General features: G+C 51.6%; 20 protein-coding genes. 7 read left to right on the forward strand and 13 right to left on the reverse strand.

The window, feature by feature from the left end; all coding sequences use genetic code 11:
- Positions 1-6: 6 nt before the first annotated feature.
- The 3 genes from PRIO_RS23675 to PRIO_RS23680 all read right to left on the reverse strand — a co-directional run bounded on the left by PRIO_RS23675 (position 7) and on the right by PRIO_RS23680 (position 3194).
- Positions 7-405: an RrF2 family transcriptional regulator gene (locus tag PRIO_RS23675; protein WP_020429012.1), complete on the reverse strand. Its 399-nt coding sequence runs from the start codon at positions 403-405 to the stop codon at positions 7-9.
- A gap of 126 nt (positions 406-531) precedes the next feature.
- The gene (locus PRIO_RS37340; protein ID WP_331709853.1) at positions 532-1308 is read right to left on the reverse strand and encodes an alpha-L-rhamnosidase-related protein; all 777 of its coding nucleotides are present in this window, start codon (positions 1306-1308) and stop codon (positions 532-534) included.
- Entirely contained in the window at positions 1212-3194 is a 1983-nt protein-coding gene (locus PRIO_RS23680; RefSeq protein ID WP_331709816.1) for a family 78 glycoside hydrolase catalytic domain, read from the reverse strand. The genes PRIO_RS37340 and PRIO_RS23680 overlap by 97 nt, the downstream gene beginning before the upstream one ends.
- 153 nt (positions 3195-3347) lie before the next feature.
- On the opposite strand from PRIO_RS23680, the gene PRIO_RS23685 reads away from it, so the two are divergent.
- Entirely contained in the window at positions 3348-4292 is a 945-nt protein-coding gene (locus PRIO_RS23685; protein ID WP_020429013.1) for an AraC family transcriptional regulator, read from the forward strand.
- Positions 4293-4408: 116 nt separating this feature from the next.
- Here PRIO_RS23685 and PRIO_RS34065 read toward each other — a convergent pair whose 3' ends face one another.
- Positions 4409-4930 carry a stalk domain-containing protein gene (locus PRIO_RS34065; protein ID WP_020429014.1) on the reverse strand — a complete coding sequence of 174 codons (522 nt, stop codon included), beginning with the start codon at positions 4928-4930 and terminating at the stop codon, positions 4409-4411.
- Between the two features lie 200 nt (positions 4931-5130).
- On the opposite strand from PRIO_RS34065, the gene PRIO_RS23695 reads away from it, so the two are divergent.
- Positions 5131-5355 (forward strand): (4Fe-4S)-binding protein, encoded by a 225-nt coding sequence (locus tag PRIO_RS23695; RefSeq protein WP_020429015.1) that lies wholly within the window; start codon positions 5131-5133, stop codon positions 5353-5355.
- A gap of 24 nt (positions 5356-5379) precedes the next feature.
- Positions 5380-5661 carry a GNAT family N-acetyltransferase gene (locus PRIO_RS23700; RefSeq protein WP_020429016.1) on the forward strand — a complete coding sequence of 94 codons (282 nt, stop codon included), beginning with the start codon at positions 5380-5382 and terminating at the stop codon, positions 5659-5661.
- A 41-nt stretch (positions 5662-5702) separates the two neighbouring features.
- On the opposite strand, the gene PRIO_RS23705 is transcribed toward PRIO_RS23700, so the two are convergent.
- From PRIO_RS23705 to PRIO_RS23715, 3 genes are all read right to left on the reverse strand, one after another.
- Complete coding sequence (locus PRIO_RS23705) at positions 5703-6626, reverse strand: carbohydrate ABC transporter permease (protein ID WP_020429017.1); 924 nt, start codon at positions 6624-6626, stop codon at positions 5703-5705.
- Between the two features lie 16 nt (positions 6627-6642).
- The gene (locus tag PRIO_RS23710) at positions 6643-7566 is read right to left on the reverse strand and encodes an ABC transporter permease (protein WP_039834456.1); all 924 of its coding nucleotides are present in this window, start codon (positions 7564-7566) and stop codon (positions 6643-6645) included.
- Between the two features lie 111 nt (positions 7567-7677).
- A complete protein-coding gene (locus PRIO_RS23715; RefSeq protein ID WP_020429019.1) occupies positions 7678-9282 on the reverse strand; it encodes an extracellular solute-binding protein in 1605 nt (534 codons plus the stop codon).
- A 315-nt stretch (positions 9283-9597) separates the two neighbouring features.
- On the opposite strand from PRIO_RS23715, the gene PRIO_RS23720 reads away from it, so the two are divergent.
- From PRIO_RS23720 to PRIO_RS23735, 4 genes are read left to right on the forward strand one after another with little or no spacing between them, the layout of a single operon-like run.
- Entirely contained in the window at positions 9598-11319 is a 1722-nt protein-coding gene (locus PRIO_RS23720; RefSeq protein ID WP_039788688.1) for a sensor histidine kinase, read from the forward strand.
- Between the two features lie 14 nt (positions 11320-11333).
- On the forward strand, positions 11334-12968 hold the full coding sequence (locus PRIO_RS23725) for a response regulator (protein ID WP_020429021.1): 1635 nt from the start codon (positions 11334-11336) through the stop codon (positions 12966-12968).
- 55 nt (positions 12969-13023) lie between these two features.
- On the forward strand, positions 13024-13506 hold the full coding sequence (locus PRIO_RS23730; RefSeq protein WP_020429022.1) for a DUF2975 domain-containing protein: 483 nt from the start codon (positions 13024-13026) through the stop codon (positions 13504-13506).
- Positions 13507-13516: 10 nt separating this feature from the next.
- Positions 13517-13732, forward strand: coding sequence for a helix-turn-helix domain-containing protein (locus tag PRIO_RS23735; RefSeq protein WP_020429023.1), 216 nt, complete (start codon positions 13517-13519; stop codon positions 13730-13732).
- 112 nt (positions 13733-13844) lie between these two features.
- Here the strand turns inward: PRIO_RS23735 and PRIO_RS23740 are convergent, their stop codons facing one another.
- The 6 genes from PRIO_RS23740 to PRIO_RS23765 all read right to left on the reverse strand — a co-directional run bounded on the left by PRIO_RS23740 (position 13845) and on the right by PRIO_RS23765 (position 22367).
- On the reverse strand, positions 13845-15200 hold the full coding sequence (locus PRIO_RS23740) for a glycoside hydrolase family 30 protein (RefSeq protein ID WP_144412129.1): 1356 nt from the start codon (positions 15198-15200) through the stop codon (positions 13845-13847).
- 264 nt (positions 15201-15464) lie between these two features.
- Entirely contained in the window at positions 15465-17102 is a 1638-nt protein-coding gene (locus tag PRIO_RS23745) for a type 2 periplasmic-binding domain-containing protein (RefSeq protein WP_046504965.1), read from the reverse strand.
- A gap of 115 nt (positions 17103-17217) precedes the next feature.
- Positions 17218-18105 (reverse strand): carbohydrate ABC transporter permease, encoded by an 888-nt coding sequence (locus tag PRIO_RS23750; protein WP_020429027.1) that lies wholly within the window; start codon positions 18103-18105, stop codon positions 17218-17220.
- Positions 18106-18119: 14 nt separating this feature from the next.
- Complete coding sequence (locus PRIO_RS23755) at positions 18120-19082, reverse strand: ABC transporter permease (RefSeq protein ID WP_231869968.1); 963 nt, start codon at positions 19080-19082, stop codon at positions 18120-18122.
- A 151-nt stretch (positions 19083-19233) separates the two neighbouring features.
- Positions 19234-20253 (reverse strand): LacI family DNA-binding transcriptional regulator, encoded by a 1020-nt coding sequence (locus PRIO_RS23760; protein ID WP_020429029.1) that lies wholly within the window; start codon positions 20251-20253, stop codon positions 19234-19236.
- Positions 20254-20753: 500 nt separating this feature from the next.
- Positions 20754-22367, reverse strand: coding sequence for a sensor domain-containing diguanylate cyclase (locus PRIO_RS23765; protein ID WP_046504969.1), 1614 nt, complete (start codon positions 22365-22367; stop codon positions 20754-20756).
- Between the last annotated feature and the right edge of the window lie 33 nt (positions 22368-22400).

The following is a 22400-nucleotide window of genomic DNA, read 5'->3' on the forward strand; positions in this document are numbered from 1 at the left end:
GGATGATCAGTCCACCGTTATTTTTTCGGCAAGCTCGGACATCTTCTTGTTCTGCAGATACTGCTCCATCTGCCGCTCCGCTTCGACCATCTCCTGCTGAATCGGACACTTGCTGGAGTGGTTGAGGGTACAATCGAACAACGATGCCGTGCCTTCAATGGCATGAATGATGTCCAGAAAAGAAATCTCTTCCTGCCTGCGCTTCAGCCGGTATCCGCCGTTCGCACCGGATGCGGACTCAATGAGATCCGCCTTCACCAGCTTGGTCAGGATCTTCGACAGATATGTGGGAGATACCCCCTGCCGTTCCGCCAGCTGCTGTACGCCTATAGGCTTGTTCGGCGCAGCAGCCACCAGATAGAGCATGGTGTGCAGCGCATAGTTGGTTGCCTTTGAGTACTTCATGAACACCCACCTCAATCAAAGACTTTATTAATCTATAATAGCGCTAAAAAAAGCAAAAAGCAAACGGAGACTTAAACAGCCGCCCGCTGCCGGAATCCGTTTGCTTCCTTCTTCGTTATCCCCGGCTCATTGCGCGCCCAGCTTATAAGAAAACTTATAGTCCCCGGAGCCCAGTATTACTTTCACCTCATGCTCCAGCTGCTCTGTAGAATGTACGCCGGCGGCATGCTCAAGCGGCACATCACCCTCCAGCACACGGGGCAAATCGGCTTTCGGGAGATACAGCGTTGCAGAGGTGTTCGGCGGCACCGAAACGGACATTTCCAGCTGATCCGCAGTTATATTCCATTCGGAGCGAATACGCCCGTACATCGTTTCAAGCGCAGCTGCAGTCCAGGTCAGGTCTCCGCCCGGCTGCGGCTTGATCACAAATGCCTTGTAGCCCGGGTACGCTTCATCCAACTCAATACCTGCAACATGGCGGTACAAAAAATCCCCGATGGCTCCATACGCATAATGGTTGAACGAATTCATATCCTTGCTCCAGAAGCTTCCGTCCTCCTTTATCCCGTCCCAGTGCTCCCAGATGGTCGTCGCTCCTTGGGTCACCTGGTACAGCCAGGAAGGATAATCGGTCTGCAGCAGCAATTTATAGGCCGCGTCCGTATGCCCCGCTTCACTTAACACAAGGTTGAGATAAGGTGTGCCCACAAACCCGGTGGTGAGATGATGGCCGCTTTCTTCCAGGAGCTTCAGGAGTTTGTCTGTTGTGCGTTCTTTCGCCGGCCCTTCTACCAGCCCGAACATCAGGGCCAGAACGCAGGCTGTCTGTGTGGGTACGGATAAACGCCCCGAAGGCGTGATAAATTCCCGGTTAAAAGCTTCTTTAATACGGCTGTGCAGCTTCGAGTACTGCCGGGCGTCTTCAGTTCTCCCCAGTACACCGGCCGTCTTCCCCGAAGCTGAACGGAATACGCATAAAAGGCAGTCGCGATCAAACCGGTATCCGTAGCACCTTTGTAGCTGTCCGGTTTGGCATCCAGTCCCAGCCAGTCGCCAAAATGAAAGCCCGTGTTCCACAGAAGCCCGTCATGCCCTTGCCTCCTGATATACTCCACCCAGCCTTGCATACTCGGGTACTGCTCCTCCAGGATACGTTTATCCCCATAGCATTGGTAGATCGTCCAAGGACAGATGACGGCAGCATCGCCCCAGGCTGAAGAAGAATGCTCATTCTCTCCCAGGACATTCGGAATCACGAACGGAACACCGCCGTTGTCCAGTTGATCAGCAGACAGGTCTTTGAGCCATTTGGTGAAAAACGGGGCTACATTCATCAGATACGCAGAGGTGCGGATGAACATCTGCGCATCCCCGGTCCAGCCCAGCCGCTCATCCCGCTGCGGGCAATCCGTCGGCACATCGACAAAGTTGCCTTTTTGGCCCCACAGGATATTGTGCTGGAGCTGATTGATCAGCGGATTGGAGCAAGCGAAGAAGCCTGTGCGCTCCATATCCGAATGAAGTACAATGCCTGTGAAATCCTGGAGCGAAGGCTCCTCGCCGAATCCGGTCAGCTGCACATAGCGGAATCCCTGGAAGGTAAACCGCGGCTCATAGCTTTCCGGGCCTCCGCCTTTGGCAATATACGTGATCTTCTGTCTGGCGCCTCTCAGATTATCAGTATAGACATTGCCATCACGGTCCAGCACCTCGAAATGAACCAGCTCCACCTGCCGCCCGCGCGGGGCATCCAGGGAAAACTGTATCCAGCCGACCATGTTTTGCCCCATATCAAGCACGGTTTCACCGGCGGGTGTCTTAAGCAGCTTAAGCGGCTTGATCTGTTCTATTTTCCTTACTGGAACATTCGCCTGTGCGACCAGCATTTCCTTGGAATGCGTGATGAGCTCAACCCGGGACCAGCGGCTGTCGTCATACCCGGCCCGGCTGAACCCGCTTAACTCCAGACGGGCATCATAGCTTTCGCCGTGATAAAGCTCAGACATCAGAATCGGGCCGGCTGCCGCTGTCCAGTTCTCACCCGTCGCAAATATCTGCTCGCTCCCATCCTCATAGGTCAGATGGATTTGCATCAGCAATGCGGTGCGGCTGCCAAAAAGATGCCTGCGGTTATCCCAGCCCAGGTTACCTTTATACCAGCCGTTCCCCAGCCACGCGCCCACAGCATTCTCTCCTGCTGCAATCTGCGCTGTAATATCATAAGCCTGCACCTGCAGCCGTTGACCGTAGCTGGTCCAGCCCGGGGTCAGATAACCATCGCCTACGCGCGAGCCGTTGAGTTCCAGCTCATACAGTCCGAGGGCGGTCGCATACATTCTGGCTTTAACCGGTTTAGCAGCGGTGTGAAAGCTGCCCCGGAGGAGCGGACACTGTTCCGATTCTACACCAAGCAGTGACAGCGGAGCGCTGATCCATTCAGCCTGCCACTCCTCCTGTGCCAGCAGCCCCATCTCCCAAAATGCAGTTTCCGACCATTCCGTACTCCGGTCCTCCATATCCCACACTCTAACCCGGTAATAATAACGCTGCCGTGAACGCACCATCAGTTCCGCCAGTTCCACATGAGACGATTGCTCCGAATACACCCTCCCGGAACTCCATAACCTCCGGCGGAAGTCCGCTTCAGCAGAGACCTCGATCTCATAGGACTGCTGCAGCACATCCCGCTTCTCCGATTGAAGCTGCCAGCTGATTCTTGGGAAGCGCACATCAAGCCCGACCGGATTTTCTTTATACTCCACACGTAGCTTTTGAACCGTTAACATCCTGTCCACCCCGTCTTTTCTTGGATTCACCCTATAAATTCGAAGCGCTTTCTATTACAATTATAAGAATTCAAATTCAATCTATTACCTGTAAAAAAGACATTTCACCTGCGCAAAAAGGACTTTTTGTCCGGCGGAGAAAGGGGAGGACGGGTGAACTCTGCAAACCATACGCTGAAAGGCGAAAGCTTTTTTGAAAATAATCTGCTGCTGTATGTGAACCGTGCTACGGAGACTTATCAGCTTCCGCTTCATTCCCATGATTTCATCGAGCTGGCCTTCGTTGCGGAAGGCAAGGGGTTCCACTATATTGAACAGGAGGTTCAACATGCCTTCAAAGGACAGTTGTATTTCATTCCCGTCGGCGTCTCCCATGTCTTCCGGCCGTCGTCGCCCGCTTCCCTTAAAGAACCGCTTGTGGTCTACAATTGCTTATTTACCCCCGGGCTGCTGGAAGGATTGACTCCGGTTATTCCGGACCCGGCGATTGCCGGATACGTGGCACAGATCCAAAACCACCAGGTTTCTCCGTTCACAGTCACCGACCTTCATGGTTCCATCGAGAGCCTTTTTCTCTCGCTGCACCGGGAGTACAATCTGCCGCAGACCGGCTCCGGCACCTATTTATTGTCCCTGTTCATTCAACTGGTGGTCACCCTCTACCGCTTCAAGCATGATGAGCTTCAGTTTCCGGTCAACAAGCAAACGCGATTCCTGCATGTTCTCCGCTATATCCAGCAGGAGTATGCCCGGGATATCACCCTGTCCCATCTTGCCCGGGCCTTTGACTGGAGCGAACGTCATTTGCAGCGGTTGTTCCAGGCGCACACCGGCCAGACCTTTCACCATTTCCTGCAAAATGTCCGGATTCAAAAAAGCTGCGGGCTGCTGGCCCGGCAACCAAATACCCCCATAGCGCTCATTGCCGAGCAGGTGGGGTACCGTGATACCAAAACCTTCAGCCTGGTCTTCAAACGGATTATCGGCAAAACCCCCGGCGGGTACCGGCAAGAGGCGGAATCCGCTACGGCGGCGGCACCGGGCGGGATCAGCAGCAATAGTAACGGTACTAGAAATGTTAACAGCAAATCGCAATAGCAACTTTCCTTATGAAAAAAGAGGCCGTTCCATGTCATTGCAGCCAATGACGGAGCAGCCTCTTATATTCGACTTTTTACAGAAGTCTGCATAGCCACTTCACATGTATGCCCGTTCTATTTCTGCAGTTCGGCATCCTTTTGCTGGAGCAGATCAGCGTATTCCGCTTTATATTGCTCCAGCTTGTCCTTCAGGTCGCCACTGTCAGGGTCTGCCTTCAGCTTGCTGCTTGTGGACAGAATGTTGTCGACAACGGCATCTATCTTGCTGTCAATCGCTTTGATCTTGCCTTTGGTCACAGCTGCTGCGGAGTCTGGTGTCAGCGTGGGCACCGGGCCCATTGTAATGCCTGCATTCCTATCAGCCAGCGATGGCAGAGCCGCCGCCTCTTTCTCGTCCAGACTGATGGTCTTGCCTGACAGGGAAACCTTATATCCTGCCAGCTCCCCGATTGCCCGGACCGGTGCATAGCTTTTGCCGTCAATTACAATGGCCGGGACCGCCAGTTTCTTGCCGTACACGTTTACGGTGTATTCTGCTTGAATTGTCTTGCCTACTAGACTCGTAGAAGCCCCGATCGCCTGGGTGCCTATCATCAATACCGCACCGGCCAGGAAGCCGGCAGCAAGCTTTTTCATAAGAAGTTCACTCCCCGTAAAATACTATATTTCCTAGTTTACCATTTTACGGCGATAGATAGCGAGCTTGCTGCAAACTGTACTTTTCCAGCTTTTTATATCAAATTTTAGCGAAATCATGTCAGCTTTTCTGTAAAAGAGTATGGTATAGTCAGAACAGCGGGACGCAATCAAGAAATTAAAATGAAAGGTGTGAACGTATGACAAACGATCAGAAGCTGTATTACGGCAAAAATATCACGGTGAAGTTCCAGCCAGAAAAATGCATTCACTCCGGTGTTTGTGTGAAAGGTTTGCCTGCGGTTTTTAATGTTAGCAGACGTCCTTGGGTTGAGCCCGATGCCGATGCCGCTGAGGCCATTGCCCGGCATATTGACAAATGCCCGAGCGGCGCGCTCCGATACGAGATTCTTGACCAGGAATAATAACATACAGAAAGAGGTGTCACAATGCACAATGTAGTTCACGATAAAGACAACAAGCGGTTTCTGATCCGGGATCAGGACTCCATCGCTGCTGAAATGACTTATGTAACCTCAACAGCCAGCCTTTATATTATCGATCATACCTTCGTAAACACCGCTTACCGCGGACAGGGGCTTGGAGACCTGCTTGTTGAAGCGATGGTGGAATACGCAAGGGAGAATGGGATCAAGATTTTGCCCTTATGCCCTTTTGCCAAAGGCAGATTCCAGCAGCGTGCCGAATTTGGAGATGTCCTCCATCAATAATTGCAGCCCTGCCCATCGGCTATTCATCAGCTATTCCTCAGCTATTCCTTTACCGCGCCGATCATCACGCCCTGATTAAAGTATTTCTGCACAAAAGGATATACACACATGATCGGCACTGTAGCCACAATAATGACGGAGTAGCGCATCATATTCGCCAGCCGCAGTGCGATTTGCGCCGCTTCGCCCGTTCCCATGCCGGACTGCATCTGATTGGTAATCAGAATATTGCGGAGGATCAGCTGCAGCGGATACATGTCCGGGTTCTTCAGGTAGATCAAGGCGTTGAAATACGAGTTCCAGTATCCGACGGCAATCCATAAGCCAAGCACGGCAACAATTGCTTTGGACAGCGGCAGCACAACCCGGGCAAAGTAGCGGAGGTTGCCGCAGCCGTCGATCTGAGCCGCCTCCCATAAATCCCCGGGAATACTCGTCTGAAAAAAAGTCCGGGCGACAATAATGTTGTAGACCCCCACGGAGAAGGGCAGCACCATCACCAGGAAGGTGTCATACAGCTGGAAGTCGCGGATCGTCAGGAAGGTGGGAATCAGCCCGCCGTTAAAAAACATCGTGAAGATGAAATACAGCGAGATATACTTGCGGCCTGTCAGGTCTTTGCGGGACAGCGCATAGGCTGCCGAGATGTTTACGGCCAGACCGATCACCGTTCCGACGACCGTGTACAGAATGGTATTGAGGTAACCGGTCCAGATGTTGTCATGGCGCAGCAGCTCTTTGTAGCCGTCGAGGGTAAAGCCCTTGGGGAACAGCCAGACCTGTCCTCCCGCTACAGCAGACGGATCACTGAACGAAGCGATGACAATAAAAAACAGCGGATAGATCAGAATCAGCAGAAACACCGCTGCAATAACATACATAACGAACTCCATAACCGCATCCGAGGTGCGGTTATTTTTTATTTTTCCTGTTTTCTCTTGAGCCGCAGGCTGTAGTACTCCCATGATGCTGCTCCCCTTTCTACCACAAGCTGTTTTCGCTGAGTTTTTTGGAAATCTGGTTGACCATAATGAGCAGGATGAAATTAATGACTGTATTGAACAGGTTGATGGCTGAGGAGAAGCTGTACTGGCTGCTGAGCAGCCCGATTTTGTAGACATAGGTGGACAGAATTTCGCTTGAGGTGGCGTTCAGGTCATTCTGCATCAGATAGACCTTCTCGAAGCCGACGCCCAGCAGGCCGCCGACGCGCAGGATCAGCAGGGTGATGGCGGTCGGCATCAGCATCGGAATATCGATGTAGCGGACCTTGTGCCAGCGGCTGGCCCCGTCCACAGTAGCAGCCTCATACAGGCTCGGGTCCACCGCCGACAGCGCCGCGATGAAGATAATGCTGTCCCAGCCGACATGCTGCCACACATCGGACCAGACATACACGCTGCTGAACCACCCGGCTGAACCCATGAGATCGGGAGCTTCTTTGCCGAACAGACTGTACAGATTGCCGACAAGGCCGGTACTTGGGGAGAGCAGTATCATCATCAGGCCGACCATAACCACTGTGGAAATGAAATGCGGCATATACGATACGGTCTGAAAAAAACGTCTGAACCGGTTCGGGCGCATCTGATTGACCATCAGCGCCAGCATGACCGGAATCGGGAAAGTAATCAGACTGTACACGCTAATGATCAGCGTATTCTTGATCGTGGACGAGAATTGATAGGAATGAAAAAACTTCTCGAAATACTTGAAGCCCGCCCAAGGGCTGTCCGTGATTCCGAGCGCCGGACTATAATCCTTGAAGGCAATAAGCACCCCGTACATCGGCTTATACGCGAATAATAACGTGAGAACCGCCGCAGGAAAAAGCAGCGCATACAGCCCCCAGTTCCGTTTGATCTGTCCCCAGGTCCGACCTGGACGGCGATGACCGGATTTCATGAAACCCCTCCTAAAAGTGTTGTGAGCTATATGGAAAATGCCGTCCTGCAAAAAGCTGGCGCGGGACGGCATTTGCTCAAACCGATGAAGAATACTCTTCTCCGAAACTGGTTATTTTACGCTCATATACCGGGCATAAGCGTCGGTGCGGATTTGGAGCAGCTTTTCCAGGCCCATATCGTTCAGCTTCTTCACATAGGCATCCCAGCCTTCATCAATCCCGCCTTTGGTAATAAACTGGGCACGCATCGTGGTCACATAGCTGTCGATGTCCGTGGTCAGGGTTGGCAGCTCCTGGAATTCCTCGGAGGTGTACATCACGTTAGGGAACGGCGTGGTCACGTAATCGCTGCCCAGCTTATCCAGCTGCAGCTTCAATCCGTCGCCGCTGCTTTGGCTCAGCACAATATTCTTCTCAAAGGACGGGCTGACATATTTCGGCCCGAAATCACGCAGCGACTGGTCCCAGTACCAGGCATCCGCACTCGTTCCCGCCGGCGGGTCCATCAGCGTGTAGGTGCTGTCGTCATTCTTTTTGAGCACCGTTCCGATAGCCCCCCAGAAATTTTGGATGCTGGCTTCATTGGTATAGAACTGGTCGGCCCAGCGGGCGGCGACTTCCGGATTTTTGCAGGAGGTGGTAATCAGCAGCTCGTTGCGGGCGAGATTCATCCCGATGGGATTGCCGATGGTATAGCGCTTGCCGTCCGGCCCGGCCACAGGCGGAATGGTTTCATACTGCTCGCTCCATTTGCCGAAGACGGCGTCCGGCGTCCATTGGTACGAGAGGCCTACGATCGGCGCGTCAGGATTCTGGAACTTGGCCGAGATCATGGTGGCGTCCTGGGTGAACAGCTCTTTGTCCAGCAGGCCCTCGCTGTATAATTTGTTTTCCCATTTCAGGCCTTCCTTGTACTCTTCGGAAGTAGGGTAATATACAGCTTTACCGTCCTTAACCAGCATATTGTTGCTGTTGAGATCAGTGATGCCGAACGGGCTGATGAGGTCATTGCTGACTTCGATATACGGAATTTCATCTGCCTTGCCGTTACCGTTCGGGTCTTTTTCCTTGAAGGCCTTCATCACATTGTACAGATCATCCAAGGTGTCCGGCGTCTTCAGGCCAAGCTTGTCGAGCCAGGCCTTGTTGATGACCGGCTGGCGGGAGCTTTTCGGGCGTGAAGGCAATCTGGTCGGCAGAGAGTATATCTTCCCGTCGGGGAAGGTGCTGATTTTTTTCATCTCCGGCGTTTCTTCCATCGCGGCTTTCAGGTTCGGCATATATTGATCGATATACTCATCCAGCGGACGGAAATAGCTTAAGTTGTTGACGATATCGGAATCGGAAAAGGTCTGGTCGCCCACTACCACATCCGGCAGCGTGCCGCTGGCCAGCAGAATGGACTTCTGTTCCGCCCAGTCATTGGAGGACATGACCTGCCAATCAATTTTGACATTCGTATTCTTCTCCAGGTCCTTCAGCCACTGGTTCTGGGTGAAGGTATCCCCCATGCTTCCCCAACGCACAGTCAGCACCTTCAGGGTGACCGGTTCGTTGACGATCGGCAGGCCTTCTTTGTTGAAATCACCGGTATCCGCCGGAGCGTCCGCTTTCTCCTTATTGCCGCTGCAGCCGGCCATTCCCATAACCATTACGGCCGACAGCAGCAGCAGCGGCCATTTCTTGGCTGCTCTGCTTTTGCTGTGTATACCCATTCTGTAATCCCCCATTTCATTGGTTGCATCCGCTTTACACCTCTAATGATAGCTTGCTGCATCTTTGCATTCCGGACCCATTGGCGGCAGTATTCGGACTTCTGCATCCGCTTACATCGATTTGAAGATTCTACCGTAATTTCAGCTGTGCAGGTATGACGGTATTCAGACTTTCGCTTGCAGTTTCCGGACTTTGTCAGGGACTGCCGGGAATAGTGCATGTAATTTCTCCCGGGAGGTCTTATAATGGCTTTGTTAGCCATACAACCGCTTTCATCTAATGAACGCGCAGGAAAGGACGCGGCATGTAAGACTATGATCAAACGAAAAGCAGGCAGCAAACCGTATCCCATCCGCCATTATGTACGAATCATGATCCTGGTCTCGTTCGCCGTACTGGTGCTGGACCTTGCCATCAGCCTGGCCTCCATTTCCATTGTGAAGCAGCAGTCCACACGGTATTTGCAGGATACAGCCAAGCTGTACATCGACCGCATCAACCATGATTTTGCCTATATTAATCATTATATGGGCTGGACGCTGGCGAACGATGAAACCCTGAATATGATGAATGCCTATGAACCGGACAGCAGCGAGTTCCTGAAATCGAACAGTAATCTGTACAAACGGTTTTCCGAGCTGCAGAAGAATTACGGGCAGGAATACAACTTCTTTTTTTATTTGAAAAATCAGTCTTTCTTTCTGAACTGCGCACCGATCAGCGTCAGCTATACGGATTATCTGGAGCTGAAGAAGCTGATCTATTCCTATATAGAAGATAAGGATGTGTATGCGGAGTTTTATTCCCGGTGGACACCTATCCTGGTCAACGGAAAATACTATATTATCAACATCGTCCCGTATTACAACCGCTATCTGATCGGTCTGATCTCCGCCGACAATCTGATCCGCCCTTTGCGGCAGATTAACCTGGGGGCCAACGGCTATGCCTCCCTTGTGGATGAGAACGGCACCCGCATTTCAAGTCCCCTATCGGGCAGCGGGAAGCTGGTGCAGCAGGAGCAGGGCTGGCCGGGCCTGCTCCGGTCCCGCACGACGATCAGCAGTGAATTTTCCAATACTACATTCAGCGCGGACATGGTCATTCAATTCGGAGCCTTCGAGAAAATCATGATCGCCCAATTGCTGATTATGCTCCTGTTCTTCATCGTGACCTCCACCCTCTGCGCCGTAATGCTATTCTTCAATAAAAGAGTGCTGGGTCCGATCCAGAACTTCTCGGAGAATCTGGCGCACATGAATGAGGACGGTCAGCCCGCCGGCTTCAAAAGCAGTAAAATCATCGAGCTGGAGCAGGCAAGCGACCAGTTCAAGGACCTGATGGAGCAGGTCAAAACCTTCAAAATCGCCATCTATGAGCAGGAGCTGGAAAAACAGCGCATTCAGCTGGACTATATGAAGCAGCAGATCAAACCTCATTTTTTCCTGAACTGCCTGACCAGCATCTACAGTATGGCCCAGATCCAAATGTACGAAGAAATCGAGAATATGGCCATGTCGACCTCGAAATACTTCCGCTATACGTTTCAGGACGGCGGGAACTTTGTCCGGCTGGAGGATGAGATCGAGCATATCCGCATTTATCTTGAAATCCAGCGCAGCCGGTACCGGGATGCCTTCAGACATCATATCGTGCAGGACGAAACAGCGAAAGATGTGCAGATCCCCCCGCTGGTGCTGCAGACCTTTATTGAGAACTCCGTCAAATATGCAATTTCCCGGGACCCTGAAGTCCAGATCAGCCTGACGGTTACCCGGCGTGAATCCGAAGAGGAACAGGTGACGGTGATTCAGATCTCGGACAACGGACCCGGCTTTGCCCCCGAGGTACTTGAGAAGCTGGTGCGGGGCCAGCCCCTGGATCAGAGCAAAGGAACGCACATCGGCATTATGAATACGCTTAAACGGCTGGAATACCTGTATTATAAAAAAGCGGCGGTTCACTTCTCCAATATAGAGGGCGGCGGCGCTTCTGTCATCATAACCCTTCCGGATCTTCCGGCTACTTCAACATGAATGGAGAATTTCCTATGAACGTATTGCTGGTCGATGACGACTATTATGTAGTAGCGGCTCTGCAAAAGAAAATGGACTGGACAGCACTGGGCATCGAAACCGTATATACGGCCAACAATGTCGCCCAAGCCCGGGAAATTGTGGAGAACCACTCCGTGCAGATTCTAATCTCGGATATAGAAATGCCGCAGGGCAGCGGATTATCGCTCCTGGCCTGGATCCGGGACAACGATTATCCGATTCAGACCATTCTCCTGACCAATTATGCCGACTTCAATTACGCGCAAAAAGCCATCGAGCTGCAAAGCTTCGAATATTTTCTCAAGCCGATTGAATTTGACAAGCTGATGCTTATTATCCAAAAAGCGGTTGCGCGCGCCAAGGAGCAGCAGCATAACGAAAAAGCCATCCAAGAAGGCTATTATTGGCAAAAGAACCAGGCGAAAAATCTGGAGCATTTCTGGCGCAGAATGGTGAGCGGAAGCAGCTCTTCCCCCATCAGGCCGTCGGCAATCACCTATGCCATCAAGGAGCAGAATCTCGCCTATCATATGGACGATACCCTTCAGCCGCTGTTGTTCAATGTCTTTCCCTTCAATGGCAGCATGGGCAAGGAAGAGAAGGATCTGTTCGATTTTGCCCTGCTTAACATTCTGTATGAGCTGTTCCGGCATCCCGGCTTCGGGATCGAGAGCATTCTGGAGATTAAGGATTATCACTGGATCGCCATCCTAAAATGGAATGAGATTCCGGATACCGGTACGCTTGAGGAAATCTGCGCCTCCCTGATCCAGAAAACGAACCCTTATCTCAAATGCGATGTCTGCTGCAATATTGGCCTGCACGGCGAACTGGGCGGGATCGGCACGGTCCTGCAAAGCCTGACCCGGATGGATGAAGAAATCACACGCTGCCGAAATCATACTTATACGGTAGAAATGTACCAGAAGCAGAGTAAAGCCGCGTACATCCCCCCGGATCTGGCCCATCTGGAGGAGCTGCTGAACCGGAACAGGCTGGCCGCTTTTCTGGAGGAAGTGAGCCGTTATCTGAAGGGGCTGCTGGTCAACCGGACCGTCGACACCTCCATCCTCAGCCTGTTCCGGCTGGATATTGTGCAGCTCGTCTATTCTTTTCTCAAAATGAAGGGCATTCAGGTCCATAAATTGTACAGTGGCAAGGTGAATGACCGCCTGCAGCTGCATTCCCTGACTTCTATCGAGGACATGGAGGAATACCTGGAATACCTGGTGAACACGGCCATGAAATACCGTGACCTTACCGCGCAGCCCAAATCGGTGGCCGAAGAGATCAAGCAGTACATCCATGCGCATTACGGAGATGAGCTGACGCGGAATGATCTGGCGGAGATCGTCTATCTGAATCCCGATTATCTCGCCCGGCTATTCAAGAAGGAGACCGGCGTGGCCTTGGGCAGCTATGTGATTCAAGTCCGGATCGCCGCCGCCAAGCAATTGCTGGAGACCACCCGGCTGTCTGTGTACACCATTGCGAACAAGGTGGGCTACACCAACTACTCCTACTTCTCCAAGCTGTTCAAGCAAGAAGTGGGCCTGTCGCCCAATGAGTATAAAAAAGAGCGGCACGATCAGCCTGCATCATTACATAACAATCAAAATATATTGTAAAACGATAAATTTTATGCTAAATTCAATGTAACAATAACTAAACGAGGTGCATTTTATGCAACGGGGAACAACACTTTTTTTAAAGGCAGCTGTGATTCTTATGGGCATTCCGGTTCTTGCTTTGTGTATATTTGCGGTGCCTGCAATCGCGGATTTTGCAGCCGAATTGTATCCGGATATGACTTTTATTAAATATCTGGTTTTTATCGATTTGTATGCGTCAGCGGTCCCCTTTTACATCGCGCTGTATCAAGCCTTTAGACTGTTAGGCTATATTGACAGAAACAAAGCTTTTTCCGAATTATCTGTGCGGGTCCTTAAGAATATAAAATACTGTGCCATCGTCATCAGCGGCTTGTATGTGGCAGGCCTGCCTCTCTTCTATCTCATGGCGGAGAAGGATGATGCTCCGGGCATCATCGTCATCGGTTTGGTCATCATTTTCGCCTCCCTGGTAATTGCCGTTTTTGCTGCTGTTCTCCAGAAGCTGTTAAAAGAGGCTATCGAACTAAAATTAGAAAATGACTTAACAGTCTGAGGTGAAGACCATGGCGATTATAATCAATATTGATGTAATGCTGGCTAAGCGAAAAATGAGCGTCACCGAGCTGTCCGAGAGGGTTGGCATCACGATGGCTAATCTTTCCATACTCAAAAACGGCAAGGCAAAAGCGGTCCGGCTATCCACTTTAGAGGCGATATGCAAGGCTTTGGAGTGCCAGCCTGGAGATATACTGGAATACAGAAGCGACGAAGAAACTTAACGCTTAACAAGCGGACATATGCTAACAGGGCACCATTGGTTAACACAAACAGCGGAAGCTGCGGACTCTTCTTCCCGTCCATGGCTTCCGCTGTTTCTTTTATAAGATCAGTCTACTCCTTGGGATGCTTCACCAGCAGTGACACAGCACTTTTGGGTGCCATGCTGAAGGTCAGCGGTTCCTCTCCCGGCAATCTCACCGCCACGGTCTCAAGCTCCTCCCCGTCGTTGAACAGGACTGCTCCCACCGATCCGTCCAGGTTGCGGAAAGCAGCGGTAGTAACTGCAGGATGAGTAGAATGGGACTCCAGCCGCAAGGCCTTGGGCCGGATGACTTTGCTGAAATGAGCCAGCGCGTAGTAGTCGAGCGTATACGTTAGCTCCCGGGTCTGCTGGTCGATCCGGACAATGCCGCGGCAGGTGCTTCTGCCGAAACCCGGCACCGCCGGCCCGTTCTGCTCATCCAGTGCCATATTCCACAGGACAAACGATTTGCTGTGATTGCGCAGAATCTCTATCCCTGTGCGGATCACATTGGAGAAGGCCTGTTCAAAAGGCGGAATCCATTCGCCGCCGGAGCCTTCGGTGAAATGAACTTCTTTATCTTCAAAAGCCAACTTCACCCGGGACTGCGCCGGGGCCGTGCCGCCATACCAGTGCCAGGCGACCCCGTCCACCGCTTCTCCGGCAGCCGCAAGCACGGCGAGCGGATAATCCGGCCGGTCCCAGTTATGGTCATAGCAGAGAATTTTGGCGTTGATCTTATGCTTTACAAACGCAGGCTTCAGGTACTCCCGAACAAACATGGCCTGCTCTTCCGGCAGCATAAGCATTCCCGGGTAATGATGCGGTTCGAACAGCGGCTCATTCTGCGGAGTGACGGCATAAACAGGAAGCCCGTGCTCCGCGTACGCCTGAATGTATCTGACAAAATAACCGGCATACACTCCGTAATATTCCGGCTTCAGCCTGCCTGTGATCATCGACCCGCTGGTCTTCATCCAGCCCGGCGCGCTCCAGGGCGAAGCCATCAGCTTAACCGCCGGATTCAGCGCCACCGCCTGCTGCAGCAGCGGAATGATGTCCTCTTCATCATGGGCGACAGAGAACCGGTTCAGTTCCATATCGGTTTCCCCTTCAGAGAGATCATTATAGCTGTACACCGTTCTGGCGTAATCCGAGGCGCCCATCGGATTGCGCAAGACGGATAAGCCAATTCCGGCTGCCGGATCGAACAGTCTCTTCATCAGCTCCGTTCTTTGCTCCGGGCTCAGCACCCGATTGATCAGATACGCCGCCGAATCGGTAAAAGAAGCCCCAAAGCCATCCATCTCCTGGTAGGTCTGACTTTCATCAATGGTAACGGTGACGGTCGCCTGCTCTGAAGCGCCTACTTTCTGCTGCTCAGGCGGCTGCTCGATGAACAGCCCCTTTTCGCCTGTGGACCTGTACATGATAAGCTCCTGCAATGTGGTTCCCCCTCCAAATGTATAAACTGAAGTTAAAGTTTTCGAATTTTGAACAGTCGTAACTACGGTGAATGTTTGGACTTCCGGCCGCTGTTATGTTTGAATTTCCTGATTTAAACCGCTGGTAGCGGTAGAAATTCAAACATAATGGCGGACGCTACCGCTCCTCCAGTTCCAAACTTCACCTCCATTACTCCTTTCAAATTCTCAATTTTTTAACTTTACATTTAAGGCCCTCCAAAGAGGGCGCATTTCCGTCACAGTTTACTTCAGCCCCAGCTTTTCCTTGTTCTTCTTCATCTTCTCCGTGCGGATTTCTACAATCTTATCCCAGTTGTTATTATCGAGGAAGGTTTTGTAGTCGGCCAGGAGGCTGTCAAAGGTTGCATCATCCTTGGAGCGGAGCATACTGACCATGGTTGTGTTCCACTTGGTGTTGATAGCGCTTAGGGCCCGTGCTTCCGGTGTACCCTGATCCGGATTGATGTTCTCCAGAATAAAATGCGGCTTCAGCTTGCCTTTGCCCCATTCCTGCATCTGCTTGATGGATTCGGGAAAGGCATCTTCACTCAGGGCTTTGTCGCGGTCATGCCCGAAGAACATGAATTCGCCCAGCCGGTAATCCTTTTTGAATTTGTCAGCATTGTTTAATTGCAGATCCTTCACCGCAGGCAGCAGCTCCACCTTGCCGTTCGCGTTGACCTGGTAGGTTTCGCCTTCAATGCCGTAGTTCATCAGCTTCTGGCCTTCATCACTGAGCAGGTAGGTGAAGATCTGCATGGCCTTGGCCGGGTCTTTGCATTTCTTGGTAATGAAGCTGATCATCCAGCCGGTAATTCCGGACTGGTTCAGCGTTGGCGCATGGCCCACTGTGCTCTGCGGCCCGTCGATGGCAATATACTCTTTGCCGGGATTCGCACTCATGTAGATCTGCAGATTGCCGCCCTGCTGAGGCGTTCCGTCAAGCAGCATGGTGGCGTATTTGCCGGATTTGACCTTTTCTTCAAAAGCCGTTCCGTCATCGGCAAAGCTGTCATCGCTGATTGCGCCGCCCCTATACACGGCATTTATCGTTTTCAGCCAGGCCAGATAATCCTCATCCAGATTGCGGTTGTAGAATCCGCCGTCCGTGGTTTCCATCGGCACGCCGAGGAAATCCTGCAGTACATCCCCCAGCGAGCCGGTGCCTTCACCGATGGAGTTGAAGCCGAATGGAATCAGCTCCGGAAACTTGGCTTTGATCTGGCCCATCACATTTTTGAACTCTTCCGGCGTGCCGGCCGCAGGGCTTCCGAGCGCTTCATACACGTCCTTGCGGATCACAAAGGCAGTCTTGGCCGGGATGTTGCCGCTGTCATAATCCGCCTGTGTGTTGGAATAGTTCGGATAGCCATAGGTTTTGCCGTCTACCAGCTGGAACCAGTTCAGCGTATCGGCAGCCGCCACTTTATTGAAGTAAGGGTCATATTTCTCTGCAAGATCATTCAGCGGCAGGGCCCAGGTGGCAGCCTTCTGCACCACCGGCGAGTTGGAATCGAAGATCGTCAGCAAATCCGGCATATCCCCGCCGGCAAAAAACGTATTCAGCTTCGTATCATCCCCGGTGATGAATTTGATGTTGACGTTCAGATCCTCTTTGATTTTTTTCGTGACCACATCTTTGCCAAAATCGGTATTCCACCAGTCCGCATTCACGTACCAGGTCAGTTCAGTGGTCTCCTCTTTTTTGTCCAGCTTCCAGGCCGGAGTTTCCGCGTCAACCGTATAGCGGTCATCTGCCGAAGGCAAACCGGCTTTGCCGGAGCTTGCCGAATTGCCGCCGCCACAGCCCGGCATGACGAGTACAGCCGCCATCAGCACCGTACAGAGCTTGAGTCCTTTTTTGCCGAATGTTTTATTCATGTATTAGTCCTCCTCAAAGTTTATAAATTTCCGATTTGGGTATTATCGTGACTACGGAGAATGTTTGGACTCCACACATTATTGTTTGCGCTTTCATAATTTCCCCCTATCCCCCTTATTCCTTCACCGCCCCCAGCATCATTCCGGAAATAAAGTACCTTTGCAGTAATGGATATATCACAACAATCGGCAGAGTCGTAATGACAATCGTTGCGAGTTGAACCCCTTTGGTGGTCGTTTCGATAACCGCTGAACCGCCGATGTTCTGCATGGACTGGGTTTGCGACTGGACGATGATTTCGTACAGCTTCATCTGCAGCGGATACAGCGCCTGATTGGTGATGTACAGCTTGGTGGTCATAAAATCATTCCATTGCCCCACCCCGTTGAACAATGCGATGGTTGCCATGGCGGGCATCGACAGCGGGATGAAGATTTTCAGGAAAATGCGCCAGTCGCCTGCACCGTCGATCTTGGCCGATTCCTCCAGGGAATCCGGGACATTACGGAAGAAGTTCATCAGAATCACGACATCGTAATAACTGAACAGCGCGGGAATAATGTACACCCAGAAGCTGTTAAGCAGACCCAGCGATTTGATCAGCAGGTAGGTTGGAATCATCCCCCCGGAGAAAAACATCGTAATAACACCCATGGCAACGTAAAGTTTGCGGCCTTTTATGTATCTTTTGCTGAGTCCGTAGCCGATCATCGCGCAGAAAAACACATGGGTAATCACGCCGACAAAGGTTTTGGAGATGGAGACGAGAAAGGACTGCCAGATCGTGTTGTCATTGAACACCGCCCGGTAATTTTCCAGGGAAAATTCCTTGGACCAAAAGATGAATCCGCCTTCGGCGAGCGCCTTGCCTGAGCTGAGGGAGGAGATGATCACGTTCCAGAGCGGAACCACAATCACTACCGTTACGAGAAACAGCACGATGATATTAATGGCATCAAATATCCTGCTGTCGACATCCTCTTTAACCACTTTTCGATTCACGGCGAATGCCTCCTTTACAGCACAGATTGATTGTCATTTAATTTGCTGGTGATCTTGTTCGCGGCGACCAGCAGGATCACGGAAACGATGGAGACTCCGAGTCCGACAGCGGTTGCATACGAGAAATCACCCTGCGTCATCCCCATCCGGTATACATAGGAGTTAATGACCTCGGCCTTCTCCCGGTTCTGGGAGTTCATGAGCACCAGTGTCTGATCCAGATTAGAGCCCAATAAACCGCTTACAGTAAGGATCAAATTTAAGCTGATGATCGTTTTCATATTGGGCAGCGTGATATTCCAAATCTGCCTGATCCGGCTTGCACCATCGATTCTGGCCGCTTCATAATACGTCGGATCAATCTTGGACATGACCGCCAGATACAGAATCGTTCCCCAGCCGGCCTCTTTCCAAATATCCGACAACGTGGCGATCCACCAGTATTTCCCCGCATCCAGCAGAATGTTGGACGGCTTCGAGATCAGCCCCAGTTCGAGCAGCAGCTGATTGAACAGCCCCGAGGTTGAGAACCAGGTAATCAGCATGCCCCCCAGCACGATCCAGGACAAAAAATGGGGCAGATACGAGATGGTCTGCACTATTTTTTTGAAGCGTCCCCTGTTCAATTCGTAGATCATAATCCCCAGGATAATCGGAATGACGAACCCGATGGCCAGCTTCAGGAAGCTGATGCCCAGCGTATTTATAACCGAATCCCAGAAATATTTGTCGGACAGGATGATTTTGAAATTATCCAGACCCACCCACGGAGCCGAGGACAGCGTATCAATGACCGTGTAATTTTTGAAAGCGATAGTTAAGCCGTAAATCGGAATGTAGCAAAAAACAATCATAAAAATAATGCCCGGAATGACCATCGACTGAATTTCCCATTGCCTTCTGAAATCCGTCACCCATTCCTTAATCCTTTGCCCGATAGGCCTTTTACCCATTTGCTGCAGTGCCGGTGAAGGCATCAGGTTCAGTTTATCCACGTTCATCACGCTCCCCATCAGCATCCCAAATCAATAAAAACGTTTTTATTTTTGGCAAAAAAATCCCCCCTAAGCATGATTACAAGTGGAACGGCATTCCGTCCTATTAAGGACGGTGCCGTTGCCCGGTGCCTTATATCCGCTCATTCCGGCCTAACTTCACATGGCTTGAGCCTCTGACGATAAGCTCACCTTTCAGTTTTTGCGCATTGCCCTGCTCCTGCTTCTGTATCATGCGGACCAGATGGTCGATGGCCAATATCCCCTGTCTGGCGATCTGATTCCGCACCGTCGTTAACGGGGGTGAATAGTACTGGGCGATATCAATATCATCGAAGCCGACCACGCTGATATCGTCCGGAACCTCGTAGCCATGGGCTTTGAGCGCCTGGATGCAGCCGATCGCACTAAGGTCATTGCCCGCCAGAAAAGCATCCGGGAGCTTCTCGGGCTGCGCCCGGATGAAGGATTTTACCACGTTATAGGTGCTCTCCTCCTCGAAATATCCCTGCAAAATATACTCCTCGCTCACCGGCAGACCGTACTGGCGCAATGCCGCCAGGTACCCCTCCCTGCGCTGTACGCTGTCAAACATCGTATCCACGCCGGAGATGTAGGCGATTTTCTTATGCCCCAGCCCGATTAAATACTTGGTCGCTTCATAACCGGCCTCAAAGGAGTCAAAAATAATACTGCCCATGTTCTCGTTCTCCAGCACCCGGTCCAGAAACACCGCTTTGATCTTTTCCTTGTTCATCGCTTGAATGTCTTTGTCGCCGATGCCCAGCTCTTCATAAATAATGACGCCGTCCACGCGCCTGCCGAGGATATTGCTCATCACAACCTGCTTATCCTTCGTGACAAATACGTTCAGCCCGTACCCCAGACGGTCGCACTGCCGGGACATGGCCTCCACAAGCTTATAAAAATAGGGGCCAGCCACACTTGTTGTAAAAAAGCCAAGCATCATGGTTTTTCCTGACTTCAGCTGTTTGCCGTTCAGGTTAGGGACGTAATTCAGCCGCTGCGCCACCTTAAGCACATGCGATTTGGTCTCCGGATTCAGCACATCCACATCATTTAACGCATTCGATACGGTTGAGATCGAAACCCCGGCCTCCCTGGCAACGTCCCGGATTGTAATTTTTCCCATCTTCATTTATCCTTCGCTATAAAAACGTTTTTATAGATTATAAAGTAACATAAAACCGTTTTCAGCACAATAGTTTTTCTTGTGAAGGCGGACGCCGCCGCTCCCGGTTCCAAACTTCCCCTCCGTGCCTCGCCTGTTTGAACAATATTTCAATATAAGTTGAGGTTGGGCCAGAACCTCCAGTCCTCCCTCCCCGGTCAAACCTATGCTCTCCCGGTCCTTCCGGACACTTTTGGACTCGGCAGCATGGCTGAAGTGGAAAAAGTGAACTTAAATCCTCCCCATCCCGCTACTTCGCAGGCATTAGTTGGAAAAAGGACACTTAATCTGGCCGATTCTACCCCTCCCGGGCGAATTTGCTTATATTAGGTTCCCTTTTTCCCACTATTTCCTCTACAGGAAGCTTTTCTAGCCAAATTAAGTGTACAAATTCCCACTAATCCCCGCTAGTACCGCTGAAAGGGCAGCCTCCTTATCCCGCCAATGTTCCACGCAAGTGGTTATGCCGATGGGGCCGCCGGGTTGTCCTCCGCGACCACCGTTCTGTTTCTTCCGTTGCTCTTGGCACGATATAGCGCCTGATCCGCTTTCTTCAGCAGCTCCGCCTGCTCTGAAGCATGCTGCGGATAGTGGGCGATGCCCTGCGATACGGTAACTTGCGTGGGAATCGGCCCCTTCCTCTGCTCCAGCGCCCGGCGGACTCTTTCCGCCACATTGAAGGCTTCGGCCGGGCGGGTGCGGGCCAGCAGAATGACAAATTCTTCACCGCCAAAACGGTGGCACACATCATCCGGGCGAAGCGAGGAGACGATCACTCCGGCCACATGCTTCAGCACCTCGTCGCCGGTGACATGGCCGTAGGTATCGTTCACGAACTTGAACCGGTCCACATCCAGCACAATCAGTGAAAATGGAATCCCTGAGGCAATCCACTGGCTCAAGGTATATTCCAGCGACCTCCGGTTCTTCAGCCCGGTCAACGTATCGGTCGCTGCCTCCTGTGTCAGTTGATCCGTCTGCTTCTGGATGTCCGCTACCGCTAAAAACACAGCCTTCGTCAGCAAATCGGCCTCCCGGCTCCAGTGCGGCTTGACCGGCGGAAGCACGATCCTTTCCTTGCCCATCTTGCTCACCAAATCGGCCAGATAGGCAAACGGCCGAGCCAGTCTGTGGGCTATAAGAATCACAGCGCTCAGCAGAATAATGAACGGAATCAGGGAATAGGCGATAATGGTCTGAATATGGCCGATCAGCTGCTGATGGATCAGCGCCATCGGTGAAACGACCACAATTCCCCAGCCGCTCTCTGGAACACTGGAGTATCCGGCGAGCAGTTCATTTCCATTAAGGTTGCGGACCTGCTGTTCCCCGCTTTGCCCTTTCATCAGCTTCTGCACAACCTCGTTGCCGCTGACATCCTTCCCGAAGAGGTGCTTGTCCGGGTGATACAATAAATGTCCGCCGGAATCCACAATATAATAATAAGATCCAAAATCGTCCACTTTGTTATTTCCAAAAATACTGGACAGAACGTTATTCTCCTGCAGATAAATGGTACCGCCCAGTATACCAAGATATGTACCGTCATTGCTGAAGATCGGCTGACTCAGGAACACGATTAGCCTGTTGGTGTTCTTTGTCATATAAGGAGCAGAAGTGTAAGGCTGTTTGAGCTCCAACGCTTCTTTGGCCGCTTGAGAAGTGATATGTTTGCCCGCAGTCCCTATTGAGGTGGGTTCCACGTTGCGGACCAGCCCGTCTTTACCGATCACAACAATGGAATTAAAATAATTGCTGCTGTTACGCATCAGCTCCAATTGATGCCCCACTTGCTCAGGTGTCATAGCATCCACATTGGAAAGCATCTGCGCATTATGTGCCAGGCTGCTGCGTATGGATTGAAATAAGGAATCCATGGTCCTCGCCATGCGGTCGGCATTGGAGAAATTCAGGTGGAGCGTTGTTTCCATCAACGATTGTTTCTTGGAGTCATAAGAACCCACCATAATTATAGTTGTGGTTAGCAGAACCACCAGCGTTACAAGACCCGTAAAAAGCGATGTTAGACTGAGCTTTTTACCTTGACGCAGCCCGGCCTTTCTCTGTATATGCAAACTATTACCCTCCTTGATACTGGAAAACGGCTT

Source organism: Paenibacillus riograndensis SBR5, from assembly GCF_000981585.1.
Lineage (GTDB): Bacteria > Bacillota > Bacilli > Paenibacillales > Paenibacillaceae > Paenibacillus_AQ > Paenibacillus_AQ riograndensis.

Coding starts and splice junctions, on each gene's coding strand:
- PRIO_RS23675 (WP_020429012.1), bottom strand. CDS start 405: ATGAAGTACTCAAAGGCAACCAACTATGCGCTGCACACCATGCTCTAT.
- PRIO_RS23680 (WP_331709816.1), bottom strand. CDS start 3,194: ATGTTAACGGTTCAAAAGCTACGTGTGGAGTATAAAGAAAATCCGGTC.
- PRIO_RS34065 (WP_020429014.1), bottom strand. CDS start 4,930: ATGAAAAAGCTTGCTGCCGGCTTCCTGGCCGGTGCGGTATTGATGATA.
- PRIO_RS23695 (WP_020429015.1), top strand. CDS start 5,131: ATGACAAACGATCAGAAGCTGTATTACGGCAAAAATATCACGGTGAAG.
- PRIO_RS23700 (WP_020429016.1), top strand. CDS start 5,380: ATGCACAATGTAGTTCACGATAAAGACAACAAGCGGTTTCTGATCCGG.
- PRIO_RS23705 (WP_020429017.1), bottom strand. CDS start 6,626: ATGGGAGTACTACAGCCTGCGGCTCAAGAGAAAACAGGAAAAATAAAA.
- PRIO_RS23710 (WP_039834456.1), bottom strand. CDS start 7,566: ATGAAATCCGGTCATCGCCGTCCAGGTCGGACCTGGGGACAGATCAAA.
- PRIO_RS23715 (WP_020429019.1), bottom strand. CDS start 9,282: ATGGGTATACACAGCAAAAGCAGAGCAGCCAAGAAATGGCCGCTGCTG.
- PRIO_RS23720 (WP_039788688.1), top strand. CDS start 9,598: ATGATCAAACGAAAAGCAGGCAGCAAACCGTATCCCATCCGCCATTAT.
- PRIO_RS23725 (WP_020429021.1), top strand. CDS start 11,334: ATGAACGTATTGCTGGTCGATGACGACTATTATGTAGTAGCGGCTCTG.
- PRIO_RS23730 (WP_020429022.1), top strand. CDS start 13,024: ATGCAACGGGGAACAACACTTTTTTTAAAGGCAGCTGTGATTCTTATG.
- PRIO_RS23735 (WP_020429023.1), top strand. CDS start 13,517: ATGGCGATTATAATCAATATTGATGTAATGCTGGCTAAGCGAAAAATG.
- PRIO_RS23745 (WP_046504965.1), bottom strand. CDS start 17,102: ATGAATAAAACATTCGGCAAAAAAGGACTCAAGCTCTGTACGGTGCTG.
- PRIO_RS23755 (WP_231869968.1), bottom strand. CDS start 19,082: ATGCCTTCACCGGCACTGCAGCAAATGGGTAAAAGGCCTATCGGGCAA.
- PRIO_RS23760 (WP_020429029.1), bottom strand. CDS start 20,253: ATGGGAAAAATTACAATCCGGGACGTTGCCAGGGAGGCCGGGGTTTCG.